Genomic DNA, 21590 nt, shown 5'->3' with positions numbered 1-21590 from the left:
TCTGGAACAAATAAAAGAAATCATTGTAGTCGAGGGCAAAGACGACAGCAAGAGAATAAAAGAGCTATTTAAGTGCACTATAGTTGAAACTGGTGGATTGTATCTTAAACAATCAACCATTAATGTTTTAAAAAAAGCAATAAAAACAAATGGAATCATTATTTTCACTGATAGCGACAAGGCAGGAGACCTAATTAGACAACAAATACTTAAAAGGATGAACTACTTAAATCAAGATAAAATTAAGCATGCCCACCTTAAAAGTAAAGATCAAGAAGTAGAAATGTCTTCTAAACTTGAAATAGCAACAATCTTAAGAAAGATAGGTACGTTTGATAACGAAAAACAAAAAGAAGGTTTAAGTTTAAATGATTTAATAGAACTTGGCATCACAGGAGCTCAATCCAAGAAAAGAAGAGAACAAATACAAAAACACTTCAATCTGGGCAATGGAAATAACAAAAAACTACTTGAAAGACTCAATTACTTTAAAATAAAACGAGAAGACATAGAAAAAGTAATCTTAATTAAAGAATTAAGACTCCCCCAGAAGGAATCGAACCTCCGACCAAGTGGTTAACAGCCACCTGCTCTACCGCTGAGCTATAGGGGACTTAATACCTAGATATTATGCTAAATTGAAAATATTTTGTCAAGCATACAAATCCAGAAAAAAATAATTTACTTAAATCTATAAGATTTTCAAAATAGCATCAGCCAGGATTCTAGAATCCTGGTCCCTAAGTTTAGAAGATCTAATGGCCCAAGCTTCCTCATCAAATGCCAAATTTCTAACTTCAACTAATAATTTAGTCTTAACAACATTATGTTTTAACACATAAAGGTTTTGTCCCTTAATATAAGGAGTTCTTTTAAAACCTTCGGTCATTTTTTCAATCACACTCTTAGAATGGGTATCAAATCCCTTCCCGTCCTCAGACTGGTAATAAAATCCCATACACCGAGGTGCACCAACACTATTATCAGAATGCAAACTAATATAGAGAATATCTTTTGCCTTAACATTTTTATACTTATTTATAAACTTCTTCGCAACAGCTAACCTTTTCTTCAAACCTTCCTGAGTACCGTTTATCCAAGAATCGACTGTATCAGTTTTATTTAAATCATAATCATTATAAACCTCATTCTTAACATTAACAAACGTATTATTAGCAGACACACTATCTCTAATTAAATGATCAGGGGATAAAATAGTAAGCTCAACATTAGCCCCATACTCTTTAAGATATACATAAAGTCTTAGAGCAATATCATAAACATATTCATCCTCGACAACAAAAATCTCATTATTAAGGCCATCTCTAGCTTTAACAATAGCACCAGGATCAAGTCCTCCATGTCCAGGATCAATAATTATTAATTTATTTTTTAGATTATTATTTTTAATCGGCCTAGATTGCACAAGACTTTCAAAACTTTTAAAAAGCTTACTTGCTTTCTTATAGGCATTCAGAGGAGAATACCAATCTTCTGAATAAAATTCACTTGGCTGACTTACTTTTTTAGGCTTATACCAATAATAAAAAACCCCATTAGCTTCAAACATAGGTATTTTAGGATCAAGTATAACTAAAGCACTAATATCAAAAGCATCTCTATTATTTAAAATATTGGAAAAATTTAAATCTAACTTTTTACTCTTAGCAGAAACAACATTTGCAATAGCTTTAACTTTGGTCTTAGAATCACTAGAATTATCCACAAATTGCCTTGGGTCTTTATTTGCAACAACTGGACCTCTTCTCTTATCATAAATTTTAAGTTCCTGATTATGAAAAATATTATTCCCGCCTAAATTATTCCAACTCTTAAGATCTTCAAGCAAAACTCCATATTTACGGGCAATACTATATAATGTCTCACCAACAGATACCCTATGGGATATAAACGTTTCACTACTGCCCTTTTCGGTCTTTAATTGTAAAGACTTAGGACTTGATGAATTTTCTTCAATAATTTTTGAGACATCTAAAATTGAATCCGCCTTTAAATTTATTGCCTTGTCTCCATTAAGACGGACAAGATGTTTTGCAGTAACACCATAAATATACGCAATCTTCCCAAGAGTCTCTCCTCGCTTTACATAATGGAAATGAATATCCCCAGAAACCTTTTTCAAATATAATTTTTGACCAATTATTAACTTCTTACTCTCTAGAGAATTAAATCTTATAATATCCGCAACACTAATATCAAAATCCACAGAAAGTTTTGAGAGTGAATCACCCTTTTTCACTATATATGGCTTTAAAAAGTCAGGCTCACTCAGATATAACTTAGAACCAACCTTAAGAATCTTAGAAGTCAAACTATTCCAGGCAACCAATTCCTTTTCTCTAATTCCATATCTTTTAGATATATCCTCAATAGTATCACCGACTTTGACAACATGAACTTTAGCATCAGGATCAAGATCACTTAACTTAGACTTCTCATCACCCTTCTTAGTAAGAACTTTGTTAACTTTAGAAGAACTTGGAATAACTAATACACGACCAATTCTAATACTCTCAGACTGCAGATTATTTACATTTTTCAGTTCTTTTATTGAAATCTTATATTTAAGAGAGATTGAATATAAGGTATCACCTTTAACAACCTCATGTTTAAAATCAGCATATAAACTAAAGGAACTTACTATCCATAAAACAATACTAAGACCTTTAATCTTAAAAATAAAAGGCCTAGTATTTCTCCTTAATTCCAGTATTTTGAACAGTATAATCATAAATGATCCAATAATAATCATACTTTTTTAAAAAAAAGGTATATCGTTTGGCTACATAAAAATGACCATCCTCAAAATACACATCAGACACAACTTTCCCCGTAGAATCTGTATAAGTTGTTTCAACAATAGAAAATTTATTTGGAACTTTTGCAATATCAGAATTACTATTATTCCATAAATATTCCTTATATTCTTCAAGCATACTATTAGAACCTGTTCTAAGTTCCTGCTTATAAAGATATGATTTATTTTGATCATTTAAAATAAGACTTTCAATGTCAATATATAAAAAGAATTTCTCTCTCTCCCCAAGCCGCAATGCTGAAAACAAATATTCAATAACTTTATCAGGAGATAAATTCTCTCTTTTTAAAACACTTTGAACCTCACGATTGGAAGACAAATTAGAAAAGTTGAATTTTTCTGCAATATCATCCATCTTCGGTTTCAAAAACAAGGTAATAACATTAGACTCTATACACTTTTGTGGATCTGAGATATCTGGAAAAAACTTGCCTCTAACAAAATAAACTCCATCTTTATCAAATTGCACAAATTGATTTAAGCTCATCATTACAGAAAATCTCTCATTAGGTCTCAAACTCAGAGTTCTTACAGGAATTGCAACATTCTTTGATCTATCCTTAACATATTCAAGAGATCTCTTAACTTTAATGTTAGTAGTATCTGTAACATCAAAATCAAAACCAAAAGTATTAATATCTCCTACCTCAAGAGTAAGTAAATCATCAGATAAATTGCTAAGCGAAACTTCAATAAAAACATTACTATTAACACGATAAATTGATTGATTGAAAAACTTTATCTTAAAATCAAGACCCTTATAATCCCTAGGAAAAAGCATAAAAGGAACAACCATAAGAGATATAACAAACAATAACTTCCTAAATTCCATAAACTCCTCAAAATCTAGTTATATTATACATAACGAAACGGAACATATCTATTAATATATAATATTATACTAAACTACAGAAACAAAAAGGTAAAAAATGAATATAGAAAAAGAATTAACTACCAGACTAAATGACAATCGAAATTTAAAAAAAATACAACAACTCATTAAAGAAAATCTACCCTTTACACTAGTAGGACATGAAGGATTTTTTGAAGCTTTTTTAATAAACAAAATAAAGGAATATAACGGTAATAATAAAATTATATTAATAGTTAACAATGAAAATATTGCAAATACACTCAAAGATGACTTAATGAAAATTACAGATAAAATATATGAACTTAATTATTTCAGTCCTCTTGTATATAAAGGCATCGGCTCAAAAAGTACAATCTTTAGCGAACGAGTAAAATTCCTAATCAATTTTTATAAAAATAATCCTGGGATCTACATTGTTTCATTAAAATCTCTACTTAGTAAAATCCCTACAAAAGAAAATTTATTTAAAAATATTTATAAGATTCAGACAAGCAAGTTAATAAACATAAAAAATCTTGAAAGCAACCTTATAAAACTAGGATATGAAAAAACAATGAGAGTTACATTACCTGGAGAATTTACAATAAAGGGTGAAATAATAGACATACACTCATTTAATAAGACAGAACCAATAAGAATTTCACTGCATACTGACACAATAAAAGAAATCAAATATTTTAATCCCTTAACCCAATTAAAAAAAGGCAATGAAATCCCCGAATTTGATATAATTCCTAAAAAGGAAATCATTTGGAATAACGAAAACATAACCAAATTAAAACACTACATAAAAGAAAATGAATATAAAAAATTATTTGAACAACTTGAAACAAAATATCATGCAAGAGCAGAAGAAATATTTTATCCGTTAATAGGAAACACATACCTAAGTCAAGAAATAAATGAAGATACACTTACTATAAATTTCAAAATACCAAATTTGCAAGAAGAGATCAAAAAAATCTACAAAGAGTATGAAAAACTTTATAGCCAAGCAATAGAGTCAGGAGAGAAAACAATTGCACCAAAAGAAATTTTCATAAACTTGAATGATTTAAAATTAAAAACTAATATTTTCTTCGTCAAAACTCCTGCAAATACACAAACAGAAGAACTTGTAGAATTTGAAATTGAGAGTGGGCGTAGATTTTTTTCAAATATTGCACTTGCAAAGGAAGAAATACAAAACTGGCTAAACAACGGATTTAAAGTAATTATTGCAGCAGAATCTAGTTCACAAAAAGAAAAATTAAAATACATCTTCAAAGATCTGCCAAAAATCAAAATTGAAGTTTTAAAAATATCAAGCTCACTTATAATAAACAAAGAAAAAATAGCCATTATCCTTGAATCAGATCTATTTAATAGAAGACAAAAAATAAATAAAGTTTTCGAATCATCAAAAACAAAACCTATTGATTCATTTATTGAAGTTGAAAAAAATAGTCATGTCGTTCACATCAACCATGGAATTGGAATATTTAAGCAGATCAAAAGAATCAAAACAAGTCTTCTTGAAAAAGATTATATTGAAATTGAATATGCGGATAATGAAAAATTATTTATTCCAATTGAGCAAACACACCTTATTCAAAGGTATATTGGAAATGAAACTCAAAATATAAAATTAGATAAAATCAGCTCAAAAACCTGGGAAAAGAAAAAAGCTCATACAAAGAAAAGAATTGATGCAATTGCCGATCAGCTTGTTTCACTCTATTCAGCAAGAGAAAGCACTAAGGGATTTCAATATCCTCAAGATAATGAATGGCAATTATTATTTGAATCAGAATTTGCATACGATGAAACTCCAGATCAACTAACAGCAATATCAGAAATCAAGCAAGATATGATGAGTTTAAAAGTAATGGATAGACTTTTATGCGGTGATGTTGGATTTGGTAAAACCGAAGTCGCAATGAGGGCTGCATTCAAAGCTGTCATGGGCACAAAACAGGTAGCAATACTCTCTCCAACAACAATTCTTACAGAACAACACTTCAATACATTCAAGAAAAGATTTAAAAACTTTCCAATTAAAATTGCAATGATAAGTAGATTTATAAAAAAATCAAAAGAAAGGGAAATTATTAAAAACTTAGAAACGGGCGAAATCGACATAATAATTGGAACACACAAAATACTCTCTAAGAAAATAACATATAAAAACTTAGGACTCATTATAATTGATGAAGAACAAAGATTCGGGGTACGAGAAAAGGAAAAACTAAAGGAAATAAAAGTCTCTGTTGACTGTCTTACCCTATCAGCAACTCCAATTCCGCGATCTCTTCATATGTCATTAATCAAACTAAGAGACATTTCGGTTTTAAAAACCCCACCTCAAAACAGAATTAAAATAGAAACTTATGTAGAAACATTCAACGAGCTTTTAATTAAACATGCAATAGAGCATGAACTCTCCCGAGATGGACAAGTATTTTTTGTGCATCATAATATTCAAGAACTAGATTTAATAAAAACAATGCTAGAAAAAATAGTCCCTTATGCAAGAATTGCAACCATTCATGCAAGACTTACAGGTGACCAAATTGAAAGTATCATGCATGATTTCATAAATAAATCATATCAAGTACTATTAGCAACAACAATAATTGAAAACGGAATAGATATTGAAAATGCAAATACAATAATAATTAACAATGCAAACAGATTTGGACTTGCACAACTATACCAACTAAGGGGCAGAGTTGGCAGAAGTTCGCAGAAAGCCTTTGCTTATTTCTTATATAAAGAAAACTCAAACTTAAACGAAAGTGCCATTGAAAGATTAAGAGCAATATCTGAATTTTCAGAACTTGGAGCAGGATTTCAAATTGCAATGAAAGATATGGAAATAAGAGGTGTTGGAAACCTACTTGGGAAAGAACAACATGGAGAGATCGAATCTATTGGACTGGATTATTACTTAACAATGTTAAATAAAGCAATTGAAAAACGCATGGGAAAAGATTCTAAGGAAGATAAAATCACTATTGAAATCAACTACAATGGATTTATTCCCGATAGCTATGTAAATAATGAACAAGACAAAATATCAATTTACAAAAAAATTTCAGTAATTCAAAGCGAAGAAGAAAATAACAAAATAAGAGCTGAAATTCATGACCGATTTGGACCAATTCCAGAAGAGCTTAATACCTTACTTATATTATCAGAACTGAAACTACTTGCCAAAAAACTCAATATTACGAGCCTTAAAGAAAGAAATGGATTACTTGAAATCGAATATTTAGATACAAATAGTATTCCTGTTTACAGGATAATGCAAATCATAAAAGATAATCCTACTACATTGAAAATAAATCCAGAATATAAAAATTCAGTTTTTCTAAACCTAAAAAATGTTAAAGGATCAGAAAAAATAAATTGCATATATAGACATTTGAATCTATTATTATAATAATCAAGTAAAGGATATGAAAATATTAACACTTAACACAGGAAGTTCTTCATTAAAATTTACACTCTATCAACATAAAAATACACAAATCCTAGCATCTGGAACAATTGAAAAAATAAAAACAAAAAAATCAATAATTAAAATTAAGACTCAAAATGACTTACTCGAAAAAATAGATAAACACATCAAATCACACAAGGAAGCATTAAAACAACTGATTAAAATATTAACAAACAAGAAATTAAATATCATAAACAATCTAAATGAAATTCAAGGAATAGGACACAGAATTGTACATGGAGGCCCAAATTTTAAAAATTCAGTAATACTTAATGAAAATATCTTAAGTGAACTTGAAAAAATATCCGCTCTTGCACCCCTTCACAATCCAACTGCAATAAAAGTCATAGAAATAACACTTAAAATATTCCCAAATGCAAAACAAGTTTTATGCTTTGACACATCATGGCATCAAACCATGAATGAAAATGCATTCTTATACGCTACACCATACTCTTGGTATAAAGACTATAATATCAGAAAATACGGATTTCACGGATTATCATATGCATATATAACTAAAAGAGTTGCAACAATACTTAACAAACATAAAAAAGATCTAAACTTAATAATACTACACCTAGGAAATGGATCAAGCATCAATGCAGTTAAAAAAGGAATATCTTACGATACAAGCATGGGGCTTACTCCTCTTGAAGGACTTGTAATGGGAACAAGAAGTGGGGACATAGATCCTGCGATTATTCCTTTAATGAGCAAATTACTAAATAAGACCCCAAGAAAGATTGAAGAAATACTTAACAAGGAAAGTGGTATGCTTGGCATATCTCTTAAGTCAAACGATCTAAGAGATATTTGGGAAGGGGTAAAAAATAATGAATATAATTCTAAACTTGCAGTTGAAATAATGGCTTATAGAATAAAAAAATATATTGGGTCTTACCTTGCAATTCTTGAATTCAATATTGATGCAATAGTTTTCACGGCTGGTATTGGTGTTACCGATTATGGAATAAGAGAACTATCACTAAAAGGATTTGAAAAGATTGGTATAGAAATTGATCTTCAAAAAAATAATTTAGCAAGAGAAAAAAACATAGAATCTGATATCTCAAGTGAAAAAAGTAAGACAAAAATACTTGTAATACCAACAAATGAAGAACTAACCATACTTGAAGATACCTACAATCTAATTACAGAACACTCACGAAATCTAAAATAAATTAAAATTATTATAAGGCAATCTTTAAGAACTGACTTACTAAATTAACTGAAATATCCTGTAGTACAAATCATATTAAAGCAAAGCTTTCCTCTTAACATCCTCAAGTACTCTCTCTCCCTTAATAATCTTAAGCAAAGTAAAAGCAAACTTGAAAGCCGTGCCAACACCCTTAGAAGTAATGAAATTATTACTAACAACCACATCCTCATCCACAAATTCACCATCAGTAATACCATCTTCAAAGCCCGGATAGCACGTAAACTTATTTGTACCCAAGAGTCCCTTTGCAGAAAGCACAACTGCTGGTGATGCACAAATGGCTGCAATCAACTTACCTTGTAAGTTCATATTTCTTAAAATCTTATCTAAACTTTGCGATTCAAAAAGATTTGTAGCACCAGGCATTCCTCCAGGAAGGATTATTAAATCAAAATGATCTGCACTACAATCTGATATTTTCTCATCAACCCAAAAAGTAAATCCTCTAGAACTTAAAACAACCCTATCGTCATTTAAACCAATAACCTTCAGATCAACACCACCACGTCTTAGAATATCCATAGGGACTACAGCTTCAATCTCTTCAAAACCATTGGCAAGCACAATTGCCACTCTCATAATACAAACTCCTTAATGCTGATGGAGGGACTTGAACCCACGACAACTCGGATATGAGCCGAGTGCTCTAACCAACTGAGCTACATCAGCTTGCAGCCATTAAAGTTTATAAATTCAAAGATATTTTGTCAATATAAAACCATATTCTTCAAGATAAACGCCCACTGCACTTAAAAGACTACAATCAATAAATATGCTAAAACTTTACTTATAAAATAAGTATTTGGTATTTTTTTAAAAAAAATAAAATTACTATTGAAAATCAATTAAATCTCTTAATATAAATTGGAATGAAAATAAAAAATTTATAACTTAAATAGGTTCATTTATTGAAATAATTTTAAAAACAATATGATATACTTATGAATCAAAAAAAAATAGAAGATTGGTATGGTTTAAATGAAAAAAATTGTTTGTATAACTATCTTTTTTATCCATAATAATTGTTTTCCATATAATTTTTGGACTATAGAAGATAAAGAAAAATTAATAGATAAAATAGTAAGCCAAATGAATGACAAAGAATTACTGGGTCAAATGTTTATGATAAGTTATCCAGGAAGCCAAATAACAAAATTTGCCCTGAACTTTATACAGGAAAAAAACTTAGGAGGAATCAAAATATTTGGATGGAATGCTCAAAATTTACACATGTTAATAGAAAGCATAAATAAAGCACAATCAATGTCGCAAAAAAATAGATTTAAAATACCTTTATTTATAGCAACAGATCAAGAAGGTGGATGGACACAACACATAAAACTCAAAACATCAAAGACAATAGGAAATCTTGGAATTACAGCTACTCTATCCCCAAACGATTCTTACCTTACAGGATATCACATAGCAAATGAGTTAAAACAACTTGGAATTAATCTAAATTTTGCACCCATAACAGACATTTACAGCAATGAAGAAAATTTTACAATAGGACCAAGAACATATTCAAATAATCCCCAAATCGTTTCTCTTTTTGCTCTAGCTTTTTACAAAGGACAAAAACAGGCGGGCATAATTTCAACAGCAAAACACTTCCCTGGGCACGGTAATACTGTTATTGATTCTCACATAAAAATGCCAATAATAAACTTAAATTTAAAAGAAGTGCTATCAAATGAATTAATGCCATATCAAATATTAATACAAGAAAATATTCCAATGATTATGAGCGGACACTTAGCATACCCAATGCTTACAAATGGCAAAGAAATACCTGCATCATCTTCAATTAAAATTATAAAGGAACTCCTTAGGAAAAATCTGAAATATGATAATTTAATAATAACAGACGATTTATTAATGAAAGCAGTAAAATATCAAAATGAAAGTATTTATGACACAATTGAAAGAATTATTAGAACTGAAACTGATATTTTATTAATATCAATAAACGAAAACATACAAAACAACGCTTACAATAAATTATTAAGTCTCATGCAAAAAGATAATGAGATAAGAGAAAATATCATTAAATCTAACAAAAGAATTCTTAGAATAAAATTAGAATACTTAAAAGAAAACAAAAACGAAGCAGAAATTTATCCAAATCATAAAAATGCTCAATCAATACCTACTAAAGAAGCTAAAAAATTTTTTGAACAAAATATATTAAGAGGAATAACGAAAATAAAGCTACTCAAAAAAGTATCAAAACATAAAAAAACACTTCTAATATCACCTTATAACACAATGGTTAAAGAAGGGAAAAAAATATTTCAAAATAGTTCCAGTTATTACTATGACTATTATCCCTTCAATAGTATAAATCCCACAAAATTACAAGAAATAAAAAACCTAATTAAAAAACACGAACAAGTTATTTTTAATCTCTCAACACCCGCTAGTCTAAAATATATAGAAAACTTAAAAGAATATGAAGATAAAATAAGTATAATTGTCTCACTTACACCCCAACACATTAAAAACCTAGACTGGATACAAAATATAGTAATAGTATATGGAACAACAACACTGTCATTTAAATCTGGATTCTTAACTTTAACAGAAGATTTTAATCCAAAAGGACAAATCCCCTTAATCAACTTTAAGACTTAATAGCACCCTTGATGTATGCAATTATTTGACTCTCTAAAAGATTTAAAGAACTATTTTTAACCTTAAACCCACTGGCATGCTTATGTCCCCCACCTCCAAAACATTTTGCAAGTTCACCCACATCAAAATATTCTCTAGAACGAAGCCCCACCAAAACAGAACCATCTTCAGTCTCTTTTAAAATAATTAATATTTCATTATTCTCAACATTAGTAAGAAGTGCATAAAACAGCTCATTAACACCACTAACATTAGTGTCCTTCTTAGAATTGAAAGGCAAAATAGTAAGCAATACTTTCCCATCGAAATAAGATTTAAGATTATTTAACATCACACCAAGAATATCTATTGAGGCTATACTCTTAACAGATTCAACATAATTATAAACATCTTTAAGACTTATGCCTTTAGACACAAGTCTAGCTATCATCTCAAAAGGTTCAGGATCACTACTTGAAATAAATCTAAAAAATCCTGTATCTGTACAAAATCCAACCAAAATATACCATGCCTCTTCTTTAGTAACTTCATACCCAAATTCTCTAACTAATTTTTCAATTAAAAAAGTAGTTGAGGGGGCAAAAGGATCAATATATCCAGGAACATCCAACTTATCGCCTGATGCATGATGATCAATAACAAGAATAGGCATATCTTTCACATAAAAAGCAAATTCATCTCCAATACGATTCAATATGGAGCAATCCAAAATAATAACAGCATAATCTGAAGATTCAATATCTGGCCATCTAGATAAAAACTTATCTTTAAAAGGTATTATTTCCTTTCTTACAAAAGGACCTTCATTTAACATGATAGCCCTTTTCCCTATTCTAGACAAAAAAGAAGCTAGAGCTAAAGATGAACCAATACAATCAAAATCAGGATCCTTATGCCCAATAATAATAAAATTATTGTATTTCCTAATAAATTCAATAACATCTATCATAAAAAAATATTAACAAACCTTTATACAAATCAACAATTATTACATCCTATAATTAAATATTCTACAATATTTTAATAGAAAATTATAAGCATCGTGATATAATTGACAATATCATAAACTTAAGGAGTTTTAAGTGGAACATAGTGAACAGAATGCAATTATAAAAGCATTTCAAATGGCTGAAACTGCAAGAAATAATGCATATTCACCGTATTCAAAATTCAAAGTGGGCGCTTGTATTAAAACCAAAGATAATTTATTTTTTCAAGGTTCAAATGTTGAAAATGCAAGTTTTGGAGCAACTCGTTGTGCAGAGCAAGCTGCAATGATGAACATGATATCATCTGTTGGTACACAAAAAATAGATTTTATATTAATTACAACAACTCCAGCAAGTGTGCCATGTGCAATATGTCGTCAAGTAATGTCAGAATTTTTTGAAGAAGATACTAAAATATTAATAACAGATCCTAATGAATTTAACGCCACTAAAACAGTCTCACAAACTTATACACTTAACGATTTACTTAAGGTTCCATTCAACAAAGAAGAATTATCAAGAATATTTAAAGCAAATCAAAAAACATAATCTAAAAACTTATGTAAAGACAAAATCTGAATATTAATTTAAAATACCAAGAGAAATAATGGCCCTTGCAAACTCACTTAATTTATCAGCTTTAAAAGTACATGCTGAGGAATCAAAAACCTCTAATATGAGTTTTTTCTCATCAATGCTAAATTCATAATCCACAACCTCTAATGACAAAAAGTTAATAATTGGAATAAACTTATCAATAAAAGCATATATTCCCTCATCAAAGTCAAAATTCTCATAATAATAATTGAATATATGCTCTAAGGATTTTTTATCAAAAATTTTAAGAAAATCATAAAAAACATTCTCAACACTCTTCACATTATTTATTAAAACTTCACCTTTAGAAATGCATCTTTTACATCTCTTAACAAAGAATTGAGATTGTAACATAAATCTTTCCCTCCCACCTTATTTAGGACATTAACAAAATTAATTGAACATTAAAAAAAATAATGTTATCTTTACACATAATAGGATTATGCAATAAAAAAAAGGGAAAGTGCAAATATGATCAAGATAATCAACGATAAAAATATCAATAAATGCACTCATTTAAAACTTGCAAGTCTAAAAAAAAACGAAATTTATATAGTTTACACAGAAAATAATATTAAGACAATATCATATCTAAAAGCTCAAATACAAGATAAAGAGATTAAAATTAATGATTTTTATATTGATCCAAATTTTAAAGCAGAAGGAATAGAGAGAGTATTAATTCATAACTTAATTTATTATGGCAAAAAAAATAAATTGCAAAAAATTTTATGCACAATTAATGACATAAAAGAAGAACTTAAAAAATTAGGATTTGAAAATAACAATAATATATATGAAAAAGACTTAATTTATGAAACAAAAAAAAATACACTTATAATGCGAATAGGATTTATATCAGTATTAGCAGAAGTAGCATCAATAATATCTAAACTTACTGTTGGGATTCTTTTTAGTTCATTCGCACTAATAGCAGATGCACTTCATGTTACATCAGATTTTATACTATCTACAATTACCTATTTTAGTTTAAAAATTACAAATCGGCCTGAAACAATTTATTATCCTTATGGATATAAAAAAATGGAAAACCTCATAGCATTTATTATAGGAATTATTATAATAATCTCAGGATTTACAATATTTTTAAGCACAACTGGACTTAACAAATTAATGAATTTTAGAAGTGAATCTGGATTGCATCTTCATCATCATGGCAATAATGACCATAATAATCATCACCATGATCATTATCATGAAGATAAAAAAACCATATTAGAAATATTTTCAAATAATTCTTTAAAAAAAAGTATTTGGATACCATTAATACCCTTCATATTCTTCCTAGTAAAGATAATTGAATATTTGGTAAAATTTCAAATCGGCAAAAGATATAACAACTATTTGCTTCTAGCATTATCATCATCTGATAAAAATTGTATATTCTCTCATGGAGGTACCACATTAAGCTTATTACTTGCAAATTATGTATGGACAGGATTTGATAAAATAATATCTATATGTATTAGTTTTATAATGATCAAAGAAGGATTACACGTAATTATAAACAATGCTAACAACCTTCTATCAAGACAAAACATAAACTTAAAAAGAGAAATAAAAAACACATTAAAAAATATTAATATAAATTTCAAAGAACTCAATTCCTTCTATCAAGGAAATGACTTAAGTCTCTATATCAAACTAGATTTAAGCTATGAAAACGACTTAAAAAATTTGATACAAAAAACAGAAAAAATAAAATATATAATCAAGAAACACCATAAAGAAATACATGAAATATACATTTTAATATAACAAAACAAAATCAATTGACACTTCAAGTAAAATTGTGTTAAATTATATTGCAAGACGCAGGGTGGAGCAGTTTGGTAGCTCGTCGGGCTCATAACCCGAAGGCCGTAGGTTCAAGTCCTACCCCTGCTATTTGAATATGTGGGGGATTAATGAACAGAAAAAACATAGCTAAAGGAAAGTTAGTAAGACGATTTGGTATTAATATCTTCGAACAACCCAAATACGATAAATTACTTAAAAAGAAACCTAATCCACCTGGAATGCATGGACGCTCTAGGAGAGCTAAAATCACAGAATATGGAAAACAACTAATAGAAAAACAAAAGGTCAAATTTACTTACGGTGTAAGTGAAAGGCAACTTACTAATATTTTCAAGGAAGCAAGAAGGCAACATGGAGTTACAGGGGATAATCTTTTAGCATTACTTGAGAGAAGAATTGATAACGTTATATACAGAGCTGGATTTGCTATTTCAAGAGCTCACGCAAGACAAATAGTTTCGCACGGGATTATCATGCTTAATGGAAGGAGAGTTACAATTCCCTCTATTACCCTAAGAGCAAACGACACAATACAAATAAAAGAAAAAGATAGCCTAAAGAAACTAGTTAGATCTAACATAGAAAAAACATCAACTCTTCGAAAATTACCAACTTGGATAGAAGTCAATGCCGATGATCTAAATGTAAAGGTAACCCGCCCTCCATCAAGAGACGAAATACCCACTCTTGCAAATGAACAAATGATTGTTGAATACTATTCCAAAAGAGCATAAGTCAGTAAGTAGCATATTACATGCTACTTACCTTTTTTCTTCTTAGTAAAACTCTTGCCAAAATTGCTATTTGAAAAAGACGAAAAGTTATTCTTAACTACATTTTTAATATGATCTTGAGAATTAAATGACACCCTACTACCTGAAGGCTTTCTAACTCCATCTTTCATATTTGCTCCTTAATAAACCTTAATAAATTTTAACACATAAAGCTCTAAATAATCCTACTAAATGATATTTAAATAGTCAAACACTTCTCCTAAATGAGATACATACTTAACATCAATATTGCCCCTAATATCTTCTGGAAGCTTAACATAATCTTTCTCATTATCCTTTGGAATAATAATTTTATTTATACCATTCCTATAAGCCGCAAGCACTTTTTCCTTAATACCTCCCACAGGAAGAACTGAACCTTTAAGAGTAACCTCTCCCGTCATAGCAAGATCTAAAGGCACTTTTTTATCAGACAAGACAGAAGCTATGGCTGTTGCAATGGTAATTCCAGCAGAAGGTCCGTCTTTTGGTGTAGCTCCTTCTGGAAAATGAAGATGAATTTCGGGGATTTCATTTATATCAAAATTAAGTTCAGAAGAATAAGTTTTCACAACAGAATAAGCCAATTGAACACTTTCTTTCATAACAGTCCCAAGACTACCTGTTAAAATGATATCGCCTTTTCTATCAAATTTAATAGCCTCAACAGGAAGTACAGCACCCCCATAACTTGTCCAGGCAAGCCCATAAACAAATCCAGAAGTATCAATCCTAATTAAATTAAATTTATATTCACAATCCACATAAAAATGAAAATTACTCATATTAATTATTTTGTAAATACCAGGAATATCAGGATCATGAGTAAAAAGCGAATTATTGCCATGCATCAAGGAACTTGGAAAATAGGAATTTCCTTCAATTATATCTTCCCGTGAGTAAACATAAAGTAATTCTCTTACAACCATTCTAAATAAATTGGTCAAAACTCTCTTCAAATTCCTAACTCCAGATTCCATAGTATAGTTCCTGATTATATGCAAAACAACATTATCCTCTATTTTTATATAGACTTTACTTAAAAAACTCTCTTTAATTATCTTTGGTATTAAAAAATTTCTTGCAATTTCTAATTTTTCAATACAAGAATATCCTTCTATCTTAATGATCTCCATCCTGTCAAGAAGAGGTCTAGAAACCTCATGTAGAGAATTGGCCGTTGCCACAAATAATACATTAGAAAGATCATAAGGAATTTCTAAATAATGATCAACAAATTTAGAGTTTTGCTCAGCATCTAAAACTTCTAAAAGTGCTGCTTCCGGATTTCCCTTATAAGTACTGTTAATCTTATCTATTTCATCAAGAAGAATCACGGGATTAGATTTTCCTGCAACTTTGATTGCATTAATAAAAACCCCCGGAAGAGCTCCAACAAAAGATCTCCGATGTCCTCTAATCTCCGTTTCATCTCTTAATCCACCAAGGGAAATTTTTGCAAATTCTCTAGAAAGAGACTTAGCAATAGATAAGGCAACAGAAGTTTTCCCAGTACCAGGTGGGCCTACTAGACACAAAATAGGTGCTTGAACTTTAGAATTAATATGATAAACAGCTAAAAAATTCATTATTTTTTCTTTAGCCTTATCCATACCATAATGAGAATTCTTTAAAATAAGTTCAATTTCTCTTAAAGAATTATTCATCACAGTATTTTCATTCCAAGGTAGGTCAAGTAACAATTCAACATAATTCCTAACAATATTAGCATCCGGTGAATTTGTATTCATACGAGTCAATCTAGATATTTCTTTTTCAATTCTAGGTTTAATATCCTCAGGAATATCTTTACAGTTCAATCTCTCAAGATAATCGTTCTCATCCTTACCTAATCTCTTTTGAATTTCCTTAAGCTGCTCATTCAAAAAATATTCTTTTTGTCCCTTATCAAGTCTAGTCTTAACCTTAGTCTTAATATCTTTTTTAAGCATTAAAAGCTCAGTCTCAATACTTAAATTTATGATCAATTTTTCTATTCTAACTTTGACATCTAATTCTTGTAAAAGTTCTACCTTGACCTTATATCCCAAATTCATACTAGACGCTATAACATCAACAAGTTTAGCTGGACTATCAAAAAAATTGCTACTCTCATCATCCTCTAATGTTTTAGTGGGCAAATAAGATCTATAAATATCATAAGCTTCTCTTAAAAATTTAGAATAAGTAAAAAGTTCGCTATTAAATTCACATTTATCGGATATAAAATCAATCTTTGCTCTAAAATAATTCTTCTGTTTTAAAATACTTTTAATAATAACCCTATCCTGAAAGTTGACTAAAATTTTTATCAAAGTTTCAGTAACCTTTACAACTTGAATAAGTTTTGCATAAGTACCAATAGAATATAAATTTTCTAAACTGATTTTGCCATTATCATCAGATTTAAGATCATTAACACAAAAAAATAAGATCAATCTACCTTCTAACATAGACTGATATATTGCATTAATCGAGATACTATCATCAAAATTAATCCATAAAGTTACATTGGGGAAAAAAACATTTTGTCTTAAGAGAATCACTGGAAGATCATCTCTTTTAGAATTAATTAGATTTAGAATTGATTTCATAAAGTTCTTTTGCCCAAGGCTTATGAACATGCCTTCCTGTCAAAATAAAGGGCTCAATATTGCTATTTAAAACAGACTCTTTAGTAACAATAACTTTTTTAATTTGCTTAGTTGAAGGTATTTCAAACATCACATCTTTAAGTAATTCTTCTAAAATAGAACGCAACCCTCTAGCACCTGTATTTTTTAGCATGGCTTCTTCTGCAATTGCATTAAGTGCATCCCTTTCAAATACCAGTTCAACATTATCCATTTTAAACATATGATAATATTGTTTCACGATAGAATTCTCAGGTTCAATTAATATTTTAATTAAATCTTCCTTTTCTAGCTTCTCAAGATAAGAATGTACAGGAAGCCTACCTACAAATTCTGGAATGAGTCCAAATTTAACCAAATCTTCCATTTCCAAATATTTTAAAGAATTATCCTCCCTTGAATCTTTTTTACCAGCAGATGAAAAGCCAATGGAACTTTTATTAATTCTTCTTTTAATAATATTTTCAAGTCCCACAAACGCCCCACCACATATAAATAGTATGTCTTGCGTATTGATTTCAATAGTCTCCTCATAAGGATGTTTTCTCCCACCCTTTGGCGGTATATTTGCAATAGTGCCTTCAATTATTTTCAATAAAGATTGTTGAACACCTTCTCCAGATACATCCCTTGTAATTGAAACATTTTCACCTTTTTTTGCAATCTTATCTATTTCATCTATGTAAACAATACCTCTTTCTGCAAAACTCACATCTCCATTAGCAGCATGAATCAACTTAAGTAAAATATTCTCAACATCCTCTCCCACATATCCAGCCTCAGTAAGCGTTGTAGCATCTGCTATTGCAAATGGAACATTCATCTCATCTGCCAACTTTTTTGCAAGTAAAGTTTTACCACTCCCAGTAGGACCTACAAGCAATACATTAGATTTCTCAAGTTCAATTCTACTCCCTTCCTTCTTATTACCCTTAAATATCCTTTTATAGTGATTATAAACAGCAACGGACAATACTTTCTTTGCATCTTCCTGTCCAATAACATATTTATCTAAATGACTTTTAAGTTGCTTAGGGGTTGGAAGGGATCTTGAAGATCTACCCCTTTCAGGTTTTTCTGTATCTTCTTTAAAAAGATTATGACATATTTTAGAACATTCAAAACAAATAGCAACAGACTTTGCTGAAATAATTCGTCCTTCAACTTCAGCATTAGTACGCCCACAAAAAGAACACCCTTCAATTTTTTGACTTTTACTTTTTGCCATATAAAATCTCACCCAAAATAAAACTAATTTCTTACCAAGATACCATCAATAATTCCATAATCAAGGGCATCTTTTGGTGTCATAAAATAATCTCGCTCGATATCAAGAGATAATTTCTCTTTAGAAACCCCTATCTTATTAGACATAATATCTATTATTAATCTCTTAAGCCTTATAATTTCATTTGCTTGTATGCTAATATCACTAGCTTGACCGCCTATTCCACCCCAAGGCTGATGAATCATTATTCTTGAATATGATAATGACTCTCGTTTTCCTATAGCACCTCCTGCAAGCAAGAATGCAGCCATTGAAGCTGCCTGACCAATGCAAATCGTTCTTACATCTGGCTTGATATATTGCATAGTATCATAGATTGCAAGTCCTGAAGTAATACTACCTCCAGGAGAATTTATATAAACGTATATATCTTTCTTAGGATCTTCAGACTCCAAGAAAAGAAGTTGAGCAATGACTGTGTCTGCTCTTATATCATTAATCTCACCGCTCAAAAAAATTATTCTATCCCTTAACAATCTTGAATATATATCAAACACACGCTCATAATTTCCAGTATACTCCACAACAGTAGGCACTAAATTATGCATATATTCTCTTATCATTATTCACCCGTTTTATGTTTTATAATTAATAAAATCTCTAAAGGCAACTTCTTTAAGTTTAATTTCCTTCACATTTTTTAAAATTTTATCTTTAACCTTTTGCTTCTTAATTTCATCTTTTAAAATTCCAAGCAATTTCTTCTCTTTATAAAATCTCTTAACCTTTGAAAGTTTCATCTCTGTATCTTCAGCCTGTTTAACAAGCTCTTTTTCTAAATCAGCATCTGTAATTTCTGTTAAATCATTATCTACTATTTTTTGGAAAACTAACTTAGACTTTAACCTTTTAAGTACATTCTCCTTAAAAATATCACTAACACCTTCCAAACCTATATAAGCATCATTTAACTTCTTAAGATCAATCTTATTTTGGTCGGAAAATTCGCTTAGAACATTTTTAAGTTCAGCCTCAAACATAGCAGATGGAATCTCTATGTTTAGCTTCTCTGCAACATCAGACAACAATTTTGAAAATTTAAGAGATTCACTTTTTTCCTTAACAAGCCTTAACATATTCTCTCTTATATCTTTCTTAAGATCTTCTAAAGTATCAAAACTATCTTTAATATCCTTTGCAAAAGCATCATCAAGTTCAGGAAGATCACGCTTCTTTATATCTTTAACAATAACCTTTAATCTCTTAAAAGAATTAGCAAGCTCACTAAACTTATAATCCGCACCATAATTTTTCTCTATTATTTTCTCTTCATCCTTCTTCATTCCAATAATGTCATCATCAAATCCATAATAATTATCAGACTCACCAATAGTAAAAACAAAATCTTGCCTCTTTGTTGTTAAGATCTCATTTAAATAATCATCAAGTTCCACAAAGTCTACTCTAACAATACTGCCTACCTTAACATCACCACTATCAGCAACAACCATTGCATTTTCAAGTTGCAATAATTTAAGCTCATTCTCCACATCAGAATCAGAAACAATAACATCTGGAATTTCTACCTCAACATTAAATATATCAGGCATCTCAAATTCAGGATAAGCCTCATAAACAACAGTAAACTCAAAATTTTTATTGAAATCTATTTCTAATTTTTCATCTAATATTTTAGGAACAGCATAACTCAATGGTTTATAAGTCGCCCTTTTAAAAAATTCTTCTAAAGACTTATGAATAAGTTTTTCTATAGTAAGAGCTTTTATATTATCGGAATATTTGCCTTCAATAATACTTAAAGGAACTTTTCCTATCCTAAAACCTTTAATCTTAAGACGAGAAGAATAATCCTGTAAAATCTCGTTGTATTTACCTTTAACAAATTTTTTTGAAATTCTAATAACAGCCTCAACCTTAGAACCGGGAATCAATTTTACATCATTATTTAATATCACATTATTCCTCTAATTAAAATGTATTAATGTTACTCATTGCTAAATTTAAGCGAAAGACGGGATTCGAACCCGCGACTTCCACCTTGGCAAGGTGACACTCTACCCCTGAGTTACTTTCGCATTTCTTGCAGAAGGTGGGACTCGAACCCACATGCCCAGGGCACTAGATCCTAAGTCTAGCGTGTCTGCCAGTTCCACCACTCCTGCATACCTTAGGTAGTATACAAAACTTAAAAAGCTTTTTCAAGTATAAAACTAACGTTTCACACCCAGCAGGATTCGAACCTGCAACCTTCGGATTCGAAGTCCAATGCTCTATCCAATTGAGCCATGGGTGCAGTTTAACAACAATAAAAGGTGATCGACGGGACTTGAACCCGCGCCGTCCGGAACCACAATCCGGCGCTCTACCAACTGAGCTACAACCACCAATTATACTCAACTATACTCAATTACATGTAAATTCATTTTATATATATTCAAAGAGTAAGTCAACTAAAACATATACTTAAAATCA

Annotated in this window: 17 protein-coding genes and 7 tRNA genes; 8 read left to right on the top strand and 16 right to left on the bottom strand. The window is 29.8% G+C overall.

Annotated elements, in window-relative coordinates; all coding sequences use genetic code 11:
- The first annotated feature begins 1 nt into the window (after position 1).
- Positions 2–580, top strand: coding sequence for a ribonuclease M5 (gene rnmV / locus bhYOR_RS03165; RefSeq protein ID WP_080684295.1), 579 nt, complete (start codon positions 2–4; stop codon positions 578–580).
- Here rnmV and bhYOR_RS03160 read toward each other — a convergent pair.
- The 3 genes from bhYOR_RS03160 to bhYOR_RS03150 form a co-directional block, all read right to left on the bottom strand.
- Positions 542–613 (bottom strand) — tRNA-Asn (locus bhYOR_RS03160). The genes rnmV and bhYOR_RS03160 overlap by 39 nt on opposite strands.
- Before the next feature lie 78 nt (positions 614–691).
- Positions 692–2752 carry a LysM peptidoglycan-binding domain-containing protein gene (locus bhYOR_RS03155; protein ID WP_038452342.1) on the bottom strand — a complete coding sequence of 687 codons (2061 nt, stop codon included), beginning with the start codon at positions 2750–2752 and terminating at the stop codon, positions 692–694.
- A complete protein-coding gene (locus bhYOR_RS03150) occupies positions 2709–3671 on the bottom strand; it encodes a hypothetical protein (RefSeq protein ID WP_025399932.1) in 963 nt (320 codons plus the stop codon). The genes bhYOR_RS03155 and bhYOR_RS03150 overlap by 44 nt, the downstream gene beginning before the upstream one ends.
- Positions 3672–3768: 97 nt before the next feature.
- Between bhYOR_RS03150 and mfd the strand changes: the two genes are divergently transcribed.
- Both mfd and bhYOR_RS03140 read left to right on the top strand, forming a co-directional pair.
- Complete coding sequence (mfd, locus tag bhYOR_RS03145; RefSeq protein ID WP_247088203.1) at positions 3769–7137, top strand: transcription-repair coupling factor; 3369 nt, start codon at positions 3769–3771, stop codon at positions 7135–7137.
- Positions 7138–7153: 16 nt separating this feature from the next.
- A complete protein-coding gene (locus bhYOR_RS03140; protein ID WP_025399930.1) occupies positions 7154–8380 on the top strand; it encodes an acetate kinase in 1227 nt (408 codons plus the stop codon).
- A 75-nt stretch (positions 8381–8455) separates the two neighbouring features.
- On the opposite strand, the gene bhYOR_RS03135 is transcribed toward bhYOR_RS03140, so the two are convergent.
- A complete protein-coding gene (locus bhYOR_RS03135) occupies positions 8456–9001 on the bottom strand; it encodes a DJ-1 family glyoxalase III (protein WP_025399929.1) in 546 nt (181 codons plus the stop codon).
- A gap of 16 nt (positions 9002–9017) precedes the next feature.
- A tRNA-Met gene (locus bhYOR_RS03130) sits at positions 9018–9091 on the bottom strand.
- A gap of 420 nt (positions 9092–9511) precedes the next feature.
- On the opposite strand from bhYOR_RS03130, the gene bhYOR_RS03125 reads away from it, so the two are divergent.
- Complete coding sequence (locus tag bhYOR_RS03125; RefSeq protein WP_051473520.1) at positions 9512–11056, top strand: glycoside hydrolase family 3 N-terminal domain-containing protein; 1545 nt, start codon at positions 9512–9514, stop codon at positions 11054–11056.
- Here bhYOR_RS03125 and bhYOR_RS03120 read toward each other — a convergent pair.
- Positions 11046–12005: a DHH family phosphoesterase gene (locus bhYOR_RS03120; RefSeq protein WP_025399927.1), complete on the bottom strand. Its 960-nt coding sequence runs from the start codon at positions 12003–12005 to the stop codon at positions 11046–11048. The two genes, bhYOR_RS03125 and bhYOR_RS03120, sit on opposite strands and share 11 nt — an antisense overlap.
- A gap of 133 nt (positions 12006–12138) precedes the next feature.
- Here bhYOR_RS03120 and cdd point away from each other — a divergent pair, with 133 nt between their 5' ends.
- Positions 12139–12594: a cytidine deaminase gene (gene cdd, locus bhYOR_RS03115; protein WP_025399926.1), complete on the top strand. Its 456-nt coding sequence runs from the start codon at positions 12139–12141 to the stop codon at positions 12592–12594.
- A gap of 33 nt (positions 12595–12627) precedes the next feature.
- Here cdd and bhYOR_RS03110 read toward each other — a convergent pair whose 3' ends face one another.
- Complete coding sequence (locus tag bhYOR_RS03110; protein ID WP_025399925.1) at positions 12628–12996, bottom strand: hypothetical protein; 369 nt, start codon at positions 12994–12996, stop codon at positions 12628–12630.
- Between the two features lie 117 nt (positions 12997–13113).
- Between bhYOR_RS03110 and bhYOR_RS03105 the strand changes: the two genes are divergently transcribed.
- The 3 genes from bhYOR_RS03105 to rpsD all read left to right on the top strand — a co-directional run bounded on the left by bhYOR_RS03105 (position 13114) and on the right by rpsD (position 15197).
- Positions 13114–14421, top strand: coding sequence for a cation diffusion facilitator family transporter (locus bhYOR_RS03105; RefSeq protein WP_247088201.1), 1308 nt, complete (start codon positions 13114–13116; stop codon positions 14419–14421).
- 55 nt (positions 14422–14476) lie between these two features.
- Positions 14477–14550: transfer RNA gene (locus bhYOR_RS03100), tRNA-Met, on the top strand.
- Positions 14551–14570: 20 nt separating this feature from the next.
- Entirely contained in the window at positions 14571–15197 is a 627-nt protein-coding gene (gene rpsD / locus bhYOR_RS03095) for a 30S ribosomal protein S4 (RefSeq protein ID WP_025399923.1), read from the top strand.
- 23 nt (positions 15198–15220) lie between these two features.
- Here rpsD and bhYOR_RS03090 read toward each other — a convergent pair whose 3' ends face one another.
- From bhYOR_RS03090 to bhYOR_RS03050, 9 genes are all read right to left on the bottom strand, one after another.
- Positions 15221–15367 carry a hypothetical protein gene (locus bhYOR_RS03090; RefSeq protein ID WP_086936087.1) on the bottom strand — a complete coding sequence of 49 codons (147 nt, stop codon included), beginning with the start codon at positions 15365–15367 and terminating at the stop codon, positions 15221–15223.
- A gap of 57 nt (positions 15368–15424) precedes the next feature.
- Positions 15425–17830 (bottom strand): endopeptidase La, encoded by a 2406-nt coding sequence (gene lon, locus bhYOR_RS03085; protein WP_025434102.1) that lies wholly within the window; start codon positions 17828–17830, stop codon positions 15425–15427.
- Positions 17805–19097 (bottom strand): ATP-dependent protease ATP-binding subunit ClpX, encoded by a 1293-nt coding sequence (gene clpX / locus bhYOR_RS03080; RefSeq protein WP_025399921.1) that lies wholly within the window; start codon positions 19095–19097, stop codon positions 17805–17807. The genes lon and clpX overlap by 26 nt, the downstream gene beginning before the upstream one ends.
- A 23-nt stretch (positions 19098–19120) precedes the next feature.
- Positions 19121–19705 carry an ATP-dependent Clp endopeptidase proteolytic subunit ClpP gene (gene clpP / locus bhYOR_RS03075; RefSeq protein ID WP_025399920.1) on the bottom strand — a complete coding sequence of 195 codons (585 nt, stop codon included), beginning with the start codon at positions 19703–19705 and terminating at the stop codon, positions 19121–19123.
- Between the two features lie 27 nt (positions 19706–19732).
- Complete coding sequence (tig, locus tag bhYOR_RS03070) at positions 19733–21073, bottom strand: trigger factor (protein WP_025434101.1); 1341 nt, start codon at positions 21071–21073, stop codon at positions 19733–19735.
- Between the two features lie 48 nt (positions 21074–21121).
- Positions 21122–21193: transfer RNA gene (locus tag bhYOR_RS03065), tRNA-Gly, on the bottom strand.
- Positions 21194–21199: 6 nt separating this feature from the next.
- Positions 21200–21280, bottom strand: a tRNA-Leu gene (locus tag bhYOR_RS03060).
- Positions 21281–21337: 57 nt separating this feature from the next.
- Positions 21338–21411, bottom strand: a tRNA-Arg gene (locus tag bhYOR_RS03055).
- A 17-nt stretch (positions 21412–21428) separates the two neighbouring features.
- Positions 21429–21503: transfer RNA gene (locus bhYOR_RS03050), tRNA-His, on the bottom strand.
- Positions 21504–21590 lie beyond the last annotated feature (87 nt).

Origin of the sequence: Borrelia nietonii YOR, from assembly GCF_023035795.1 — a bacterium.
In the GTDB taxonomy this organism is placed as follows: Bacteria; Spirochaetota; Spirochaetia; order Borreliales; family Borreliaceae; genus Borrelia; species Borrelia hermsii.
The sequence above is the reverse complement of the archived record's forward strand: the minus strand, read 5'-3'. Positions and strand labels throughout refer to the sequence as shown.

What these genes read in the sequence shown, in the direction of transcription:
- rpsD (WP_025399923.1), top strand. Translation starts at nt 14,571, where the DNA reads ATGAACAGAAAAAACATAGCTAAAGGAAAGTTAGTAAGACGATTTGGT.
- bhYOR_RS03125 (WP_051473520.1), top strand. Translation starts at nt 9,512, where the DNA reads ATGAATGACAAAGAATTACTGGGTCAAATGTTTATGATAAGTTATCCA.
- bhYOR_RS03110 (WP_025399925.1), bottom strand. Translation starts at nt 12,996, where the DNA reads ATGTTACAATCTCAATTCTTTGTTAAGAGATGTAAAAGATGCATTTCT.
- lon (WP_025434102.1), bottom strand. Translation starts at nt 17,830, where the DNA reads ATGAAATCAATTCTAAATCTAATTAATTCTAAAAGAGATGATCTTCCA.
- mfd (WP_247088203.1), top strand. Translation starts at nt 3,769, where the DNA reads ATGAATATAGAAAAAGAATTAACTACCAGACTAAATGACAATCGAAAT.
- bhYOR_RS03105 (WP_247088201.1), top strand. Translation starts at nt 13,114, where the DNA reads ATGATCAAGATAATCAACGATAAAAATATCAATAAATGCACTCATTTA.
- clpP (WP_025399920.1), bottom strand. Translation starts at nt 19,705, where the DNA reads ATGCATAATTTAGTGCCTACTGTTGTGGAGTATACTGGAAATTATGAG.
- clpX (WP_025399921.1), bottom strand. Translation starts at nt 19,097, where the DNA reads ATGGCAAAAAGTAAAAGTCAAAAAATTGAAGGGTGTTCTTTTTGTGGG.
- bhYOR_RS03150 (WP_025399932.1), bottom strand. Translation starts at nt 3,671, where the DNA reads ATGGAATTTAGGAAGTTATTGTTTGTTATATCTCTTATGGTTGTTCCT.
- bhYOR_RS03090 (WP_086936087.1), bottom strand. Translation starts at nt 15,367, where the DNA reads ATGAAAGATGGAGTTAGAAAGCCTTCAGGTAGTAGGGTGTCATTTAAT.
- bhYOR_RS03135 (WP_025399929.1), bottom strand. Translation starts at nt 9,001, where the DNA reads ATGAGAGTGGCAATTGTGCTTGCCAATGGTTTTGAAGAGATTGAAGCT.
- bhYOR_RS03120 (WP_025399927.1), bottom strand. Translation starts at nt 12,005, where the DNA reads ATGATAGATGTTATTGAATTTATTAGGAAATACAATAATTTTATTATT.
- bhYOR_RS03155 (WP_038452342.1), bottom strand. Translation starts at nt 2,752, where the DNA reads ATGATTATACTGTTCAAAATACTGGAATTAAGGAGAAATACTAGGCCT.
- bhYOR_RS03140 (WP_025399930.1), top strand. Translation starts at nt 7,154, where the DNA reads ATGAAAATATTAACACTTAACACAGGAAGTTCTTCATTAAAATTTACA.